The following is a 1,981-nucleotide window of genomic DNA, read 5'->3' as shown; positions in this document are numbered from 1 at the left end:
TGATGAGGCCTGACCTTGTCAGAGATCATGACCGACCTCCTTCGCGCGCGGCGTCGCTGTCCTCGCAGCATGGTCGAGGATCAACTGCGTCATCAGGCTTGTGAGCGCTGCCCGCGCTTCCGCCGGCAGCTCCGGCCATGCCGGCGCGCCGATGGCGCCGTTCGGCAGGCCGCTCCCGAACAGATCCATCTGCTGCTGCGGCGCAGTTGTCGATTGTGTCGGTATCCGCTCCCTGGCATTGCCGTCTGCCGTGACATGGGTCTCTCCCCGATTCTGGTCGTGAGAGGCTCTGGATGCGCTAGAAAGCAGGGCAGCTGATGGCGTTCGATCCATCAACGCCAGATTGAGAAGCGCAGAAAGCGCTGCAAGTGCGGTTATGCTGACAAATGGCCGAGCAGCCAAAAGCTCCGCCTCAGGGCATGCCGTCCGGTCGAACATCCATGCTGGAACCTCCAGCCAACGATCTGCTTGCGATCCATCCAGCGTGCAGCGGAAGGCGACATCGCCAGCCTTGTCCACCGCCCCATGAACGCAAACTCGGCGACCAAACCAGGGAATGATGTCGATAAAGAACCTCGCGAAGAACGGTCCTGTGGGCGTTCTCAAACGTCGTTGTACAACGACGCGCGCCCGCACTCGCAGCTCGGATAGAAGACTTTGTCCGAGTTCGCCATCACCTGCCGACCGCGCCGGGATCTGGCGCTGCGCTATGTCGAAGGCTCCGCGCTCCCACCACCCAACCGAGCAAATCCAACCGCCTGGGCGAACTCAGAACTGGGTAAAACTTGGGGGCAAGGTCACGCGACACATGATATCATTCAGGTGCCGAAGTTAGCCCCGGCTCTGCCGCCTAGCGTTGGACTTCGATAATTTCGTGACCAAGGATAGAATATCCGCTCGGGCATCCTCATCCCTAATGTTTATGAAAGCAGTGACAAGCTCGAGGACTTGCTTTCCCAACTTGCCCTTTTGTGCGCCGACTATTGTAGAAACTTCGGAGAGCGGCGACGCCCGTCGCGGCGATTCGCGTTCGCCAACGTCAAAGAAATGCGAGATTGGCGTGTTCAGTGCCCGGGCAATTTCGTAAAGCCGACTGGCCGGCACTCTACTTGTGCCATTCTCGTGCTTCTGCAGCTGCTGAAAAACTATATCCAGTCGACTCGCGAGTTCTTTTTGAGTGAGCCCGATTCGCTTTCGCTCGTTCCGAATGCGTTGGCCAATTCTCTCGTCCAGATCATTGTATGTCACCATTATATTTGGCCTTAGGTTTATAGGTCTCAACAAATCTACATTCATAACATTTACAAATAGTTGGTTCAACCGAGCCTTTCTTGCCTCAGACCTCAACAAGATTCCGCAGAGTGACCTACTTTACCGTCGCGAGCGATCTTCCTGACGGCCTGAAGAACTCAGCCGCGCTCGCAAACGACGGCTGAACCGTCGCCATCGTGTATGTAGAAGTGGCCGGGCGTCGACCAGCAGGCCGTGGTGGTCCTCCATCAGCTCATCCTTGATGAAGCATAGCTTTGTATCCTTACCCTCGCGGTAGAGCCTGACATCGCGGGTCGGTGGTCAAAAGCATGGGTTTCGTTAGCATTACAGTTGCTTTGTTTGCAGACTTCTGAATCCATGGGCAACCATGATTCGAATGTCGTGGGCGCGGGCCGCGTCGGTTGAGGAGACGCTTGCGTTGTGGGCGGCGTCGCTTCGAGAGATCAAGAAACGGATACGTCCGTTGTTCACGCAAGAGCGTGTTGCGACGAATGCAGGCTTGTTCCTGGAAGGTCTGCTCGGAGATGAGCAGCGCAAGACCGGCTGGATGCGCGCGGAGGCGGCTGGCGATCCTGGCCCATGGCGTCAGCAGGCAATTCTGGGTCGTGGAGATTGGGACGCTGATGCCCTGCGCGATATCGTCCGCGACTATGTCATCGAGCACTTGGCGGATGACGATGCGGTGCTGGTGATCGACGAGACCGGCTTT

Annotated in this window: 2 protein-coding genes; one reads left to right on the top strand and one right to left on the bottom strand. The window is 57.4% G+C overall.

The window, feature by feature from the left end; translation table 11 throughout:
• Positions 1 to 18 precede the first annotated feature (18 nt).
• Positions 19 to 636: a hypothetical protein gene (locus IVB48_RS00330; RefSeq protein ID WP_247396332.1), complete on the bottom strand. Its 618-nt coding sequence runs from the start codon at positions 634 to 636 to the stop codon at positions 19 to 21.
• A gap of 1,003 nt (positions 637 to 1,639) precedes the next feature.
• Between IVB48_RS00330 and IVB48_RS00325 the strand changes: the two genes are divergently transcribed.
• On the top strand, positions 1,640 to 1,981 hold a 342-nt coding region (locus IVB48_RS00325), incomplete at its 3' end, for a transposase (RefSeq protein WP_247396329.1).

Source organism: Bradyrhizobium sp. 76 (genome assembly GCF_023073025.1).
Lineage (GTDB): Bacteria > Pseudomonadota > Alphaproteobacteria > Rhizobiales > Xanthobacteraceae > Bradyrhizobium.
This window is presented reverse-complemented; position numbering and strand designations above follow the sequence as displayed.